The 5,343-nt window shown below is 71.5% G+C and carries 4 protein-coding genes; all 4 read right to left on the minus strand.

The features are described from left to right. Positions 1-85 precede the first annotated feature (85 nt). Positions 86-2,590, minus strand: a complete 2,505-nt coding sequence (gene pheT, locus NHL53_RS14445) for a phenylalanine--tRNA ligase subunit beta (protein WP_433777594.1) — start codon at positions 2,588-2,590, stop codon at positions 86-88. Beyond that, entirely contained in the window at positions 2,590-3,630 is a 1,041-nt protein-coding gene (gene pheS, locus NHL53_RS14450; RefSeq protein ID WP_433777595.1) for a phenylalanine--tRNA ligase subunit alpha, read from the minus strand. The genes pheT and pheS overlap by 1 nt, the downstream gene beginning before the upstream one ends. A gap of 103 nt (positions 3,631-3,733) precedes the next feature. Beyond that, positions 3,734-4,654: an amino acid ABC transporter permease gene (locus NHL53_RS14455; RefSeq protein ID WP_433777596.1), complete on the minus strand. Its 921-nt coding sequence runs from the start codon at positions 4,652-4,654 to the stop codon at positions 3,734-3,736. Then, positions 4,651-5,307 (minus strand): amino acid ABC transporter permease, encoded by a 657-nt coding sequence (locus NHL53_RS14460; RefSeq protein WP_433777597.1) that lies wholly within the window; start codon positions 5,305-5,307, stop codon positions 4,651-4,653. The genes NHL53_RS14455 and NHL53_RS14460 overlap by 4 nt, the downstream gene beginning before the upstream one ends. Between the last annotated feature and the right edge of the window lie 36 nt (positions 5,308-5,343).

Raw genomic sequence — 5,343 nt, forward strand, 5'->3', positions numbered from 1 at the left:
GCTCAGCGCCGCGCACGGCCGCAGCGGAAGGGCTCGCGCCCAGGGCACCGGCCCTTCCGGGCTGCGCCGCTTTCGCGTGCGGCGGTCAGTCGCGGATCTGCGCGCCGAAGCGCTGCTCGGCGACGAACACGCCCGCCATCTTCGCCTCGGTCGCCTCCGCGGCCGTGAGCGTGCGGTCGGCCGCCCGGAAGCGCAGGGCGAAAGTGAGTGACTTGGATCCCTCCGCCACTCCCTGGCCCCGGTAGTCGTCGACGAGCGCGACGTGCTCGAGCAGGTCGCCCGCGCCCGCGACGAGGGCTGAGCGCACGTCGCCCGCGGGCGTCGTGGCCGGGACGACGAGCGAGACGTCCTGCGTCGCCGCGGGGTACGTCGCGAGCGACGACACGGTCACCCGGTCGCCCGCGAGCGCGATCACCCGATCGAGGTCGAGCTCGGCCACCGTGACGCGGCCGACGAGATCGGCGTCGGACGCCACATCGGGGTGCAGCTCGCCGACGTAGCCGACCTCCTCTCCGGAGATCGTCAGGACGCCCGCGCGGCCCGGGTGCAGCGCTCGGCGCTGCCCCTGGGCGACGTCGATCGCGACGCCCGCGGCCTCGCCGATCGTGCGCACCGCGTCGAGGGCCGACTCGAGGCCGGCCCGCTCGGCGGCGCGACCCGGCTGCTTCGGCGCGATGTCGCCCGCGAACAGCACCGCCGCGTGGCGCGGCTGCGGGGGGATCGAACGGCGGATCTCGTCGAGCTGCGCGTCGGAGGGACGCTCCGCGCGCGGCGGGTTCTCCTCGGTGCCGTAGGTCACGCCGGCCTCAGGGAGGAACACCGTCCCGAGCTCGAAGAGCGCGAGATCGGTCGTGCCGCGCGACAGGTTGCGGTGCGCCGTCTGCAGCAGGCCGGGCAGCAGCGATCGCCGGAGGAGCGGAGCCGTCTGATCGAGCGGGTTCGCGAGCCGCACGGACGGGACCTCCTCGCCGGAGGCGGACCCGTGGAGATCGTTCGCCTGCTGGTTCACGAAGGGGAAGGCGATCGTCTCGACGAGCCCCGACGCCGCGAGAGCGTCGGCGACGCGACGGCGCGCGGACTGCTCCCGGGTGTATCCGCGGCCCGCGGGCGCGACGGGGAGCACGGACGGCACCTTGTCGAGTCCGTCCACGCGGGCGATCTCCTCGACGAGGGTCCACTTGTCCGTGAGATCGGGACGCCAGGACGGCGGCTCGACCGCGAAGCCGTCCGCGGTGCGCGACACGGCGCAGCCGATGCGCTCGAGGATCTCCTGCTGACGCGCCGCGGGGTAGTCGACGCCGACGAGCCCCGAGGCGAATCTCTCGGGCAGCGCGATCGAGCAGGCCTCGTATGCGAAGGGCAGCGACGCGCCCTCGTCGCCCGGCGTCCCGCCGGCGAGCTCGACCATGAGGTCGACGACGCGCTGCGCCGCGGCGTGCGCGACGAGCGGATCGACGCCGCGCTCGAAGCGCTTGGAGGCCTCGCTCGGCAGCCGGTGCCGCCTGGCGGTGCGCGCGATCGACACCGAGTCGAAGGCCGCGGCCTCGACCACCACGTTCGTCGTCGATCCTCCGAGCTCCGTCGTCTCGCCGCCCATGACGCCCGCGAGCCCGATGGGTCCGGAGTCGTCGACGATGAGGAGGTCCTCCTCGTCCAGCGTGCGCGCGACGCCGTCGAGCGTCGTGAGGGTCTCGCCCCGCGCCGCCCGGCGCACGCCGATGCCGCCCGAGAGCCGGTCGGCGTCGTATCCGTGGATCGGGTTGCCCAGCTCGAGCATGACGTAGTTGGTGATGTCGACGAGCAGGCTGATCGATCGGATCCCCGCGAGCTGCAGGCGCGCGCGCATCCAGGGAGGGGTCGGCCGCGACGGGTCGACGCCGCGGACCGTGCGCACCACGAACTGCGCGACGCCTGCGCGTCCGCGGAGGGGACGCGCGTCGTCGATCTCGAGGGGGAAGCCCTCGCCCGCGCGCACCTCGTCGGCGGGCCGGGCGGCCGGGTCGGCGAACGCGGCGCCGGTAGCGAGCGCGTACTCGCGCGCGAGACCGCGGATCGACAGCGCGTACCCGCGGTCGGGGGTCACGTTGACGTCGACCGCGACGTCGTCGAGCCCGAGCAGGGAGATCGCGTCGGAGCCCACCTCCGGGTCGAGGCCCCACTCCGACAGGCGGATGATGCCGTCGTGGTCGTCTCCGAGGCCGAGCTCCTTCGCGGACGCGATCATGCCGTCCGACGTGTGCCCGTAGGTCTTGCGCGCCGAGATGGCGAACGGGCCGGGCAGCACGGCCCCCGGCAGCGTCACCACGACCTTGTCGCCCGGGTGGAAGTTCTGGGCGCCGCAGATGATGCCGCGCACGCCGCCGTTCGCCTCGCCGACGTCGACCTGGCACCAGCGGATGAGCTTGCCGTTCTTCTGGGGCTCGACCTCGAACGAGAGCACCTGCCCGACGACGACGGGACCCGTCACGTCGAAGCCGATCTCCTCCTCCTCCTCGAAGCCGACCGACACGAGCGACGCGAACACGTCGTCGGTCGTGGCCTCCGAGGGGACCTCGACGAACTCGCGCAGCCACGAAAGCGGAACGCGCATCACACCACCATCCCGAACTGCTCGCTGAAGCGCACATCGCCCTCGGCCATGTCGCGCATGTCCTGTACGTCGCTGCGGAACATGAGAGCCCGCTCGATTCCGATCCCGAACGCGAAGCCGCTGTAGACCTCGGGGTCGATGCCCGCCGCACGCAGCACGTGGGGGTTCACCATCCCGCAGCCGCCCCACTCGATCCACCGCGCCCCGCCCGAGAAGGTCGGGTGCCAGAGGTCGAACTCGGCGCTCGGCTCGGTGAACGGGAAGTGGTTGGTGCGCAGGCGCGTCTTCGCCTCCTCGCCGAACAGCTGCTTCGCGAGGTGATCGAGGGTGCCCTTGAGGTGGGCCATCGTGATGCCCTTGTCGATGACGAGCCCCTCGGCCTGCGTGAACACGGGGAGGTGCGTCGCGTCGAACTCGTCCGTGCGGGCGACCTTGCCCGGCGAGAGCATGTGGATCGGCAGATCGCGCTCGAGCATCGTGCGCATCTGCACGGGGCTCGTCTGCGTGCGCAGCACGAGGTGCCGCTCGGCCGGATCCACGTAGAAGGTGTCCTGCTCCTGACGCGCCGGGTGGTCCTCGTCGATGTTCAGCGAGTCGAAGTTGAACCACTCGTGCTCGAGCTCCGGCCCCTCGGCGATGTCCCAGCCCATCGCGACGAAGTGGTCGCAGATGCGCTCCTGCATGAGGGCGATCGGGTGGCGCGCGCCCTGGCGCGTGCGCGAGCCGATCGCGGTGATGTCGAGGCTCTCGGCCTGCAGCCGCGCGTGCGTCTCGGCCTCCGCGAGCTCCTCCTCGCGGGCGACGAGCGCCTGCGTGACACGGCCGCGAGCCTGGCCGACGAGCTTGCCGAACTCGGCCTTGCGCTCCTTCGGCACGCTGCGCATCTGCGCGTTGAACGCGGCGAGCCGGCTGCCCTCGCCCTGGTGGGCGGCGCGGACCTGCTTCAGCGCGGCGGTGTCGGGGGCATCGGCGATCGCCGCGAGCGCGTCGGCGACGGCGGCTTCGACCCCCTCGGGAGAGATCTCGGGAACGTCAGACACGAGGCACGAGTCTAGTCGGGTTCCCCGTGCGCCGACGGGGAGGACGTCGGAGCGCCCGCGACCGGGCGGGTCGCGGGCGCTCCGACGGGCGCGGGAGGCCGCATCAGGTGAGCTTCTTGCGATCCTTCTCCGCCTGATCGAGCTCGGCGAGATCCTGCACGCCGATCGTCTCGGTGACCGTCGCGTCCTCGCGCAGGCGCTCGGCGTTCGCCACGACGCGGACCTTCGGCGACTTCGCGAGGCGCTTCTCCACGAGCTTCGCGGCGAGCGAGAGCAGGAGGCACAGCACGATGTAGATGCCGCCGATGACGAACGCCGCCTGGAGGATCGGCCGCCCCTGCTGAGCGCCGAGGAGCTTCGCGTAGTAGAGGAGCTCCTGGTAGGTGATGATGAAGCCGAGGGCGGTGTCCTTCATCGTCACGACGAGCTGGGCGATGATGACGGGCAGCATCGCGCGGACGGCCTGCGGCAGGAGGATCAGCGTCATCACGCCGCTCTTGCGCAGCCCGATGGCGTAGCCCGCCTCCTTCTGGCCGGTGGGGAGCGACTCGACGCCCGCCCGGAGCGCCTCCGCGAGGACCGACCCGTTGTACGCCATGAGCGCGAGGACGACGGCCCAGTACGGATCCATCTTCACGCCGAGCGTCGGCAGCCCGTAGTAGAGGATCATCATCATCACGAGCACGGGCACGGCGCGGAACGCCTCGGTGACGACCGTGACGGGACCGCGCACCCACGCGTGATCCGAGAGGCGCCCGATCGCGAGCACGAACCCGAGGGCGAGGCTGAGCACCGCGGCCAGCGCGAACGCCTTGAGGGTGTTGAGCAGCATCTGCCCGATCGAGGCCCACACGGCCGTGTAGGTGAACACGTTCCACTTCGCGGCGGCGAACTGGCCGGTGAGCGCCAGCCGCCAGCCGAGGAAGCCGAGCACGGCGAGGACGACCACGACGGTCGCGACCGCGAGGATCGCGTTGCGGCGCTGCGCCCGGGGGCCGGGGACGTCGTACAGGACGGAAGTCATCGTGCGATCCTCCACCGCTTCTCGAGGGTGCGCTGCAGCCAGGTGAGCAGCATGACGACCGCCACGAAGAAGGCGGCCGACCACAGCAGCACCTCCATCGGGCTGCCGGGACGCGTGTGCGAGTTGGAGATGGTCATCTGCAGCGCGGGGAGCACGGCGACCGAGAACCCGGCGAGGACCGTCGTGTTCTTCAGCAGCGCGATGAACACGCTCATCATGGGCGGCACGATCGACCGGAACGCCTGCGGCAGGACGATGAGGGTCATCACCTGGCCGAACGGCAGGCCGATCGCACGGGCGGCCTCCGCCTGCCCGACGGGCACCGTGTTGATGCCCGCGCGGAGCGTCTCCGCGACGTACGTCGCGGTGTAGGTGCCGATCGCGAGGATGCCCAGCATCGTGTTCGACAGCGTCGGGAGCGCCAGCGCGCTGTACCCGAACACGAAGAAGAACAGCACGAGTGTGAGGGGGGTGTTGCGCACGAGCGTGACGTACAGCGTGCCGACGCCGCGGGCGATCGGCACGGGGGACACGCGCATCGCCCCGACGATCGTGCCGAGCACGAGGGCGATGAGGCCTCCGAAGACGAAGACCATCAGCGTCAGCGTGATGCCTTGGCGCCACAGATCGAGGTTGTCGAAGATGACATCCACTCGGCGGACTCCTTCTCTACGGTGAGGGCGTCGGGG

Origin of the sequence: Microbacterium sp. gxy059 (assembly GCF_050958665.1) — a bacterium.
In the GTDB taxonomy this organism is placed as follows: domain Bacteria; phylum Actinomycetota; class Actinomycetes; order Actinomycetales; family Microbacteriaceae; genus Microbacterium.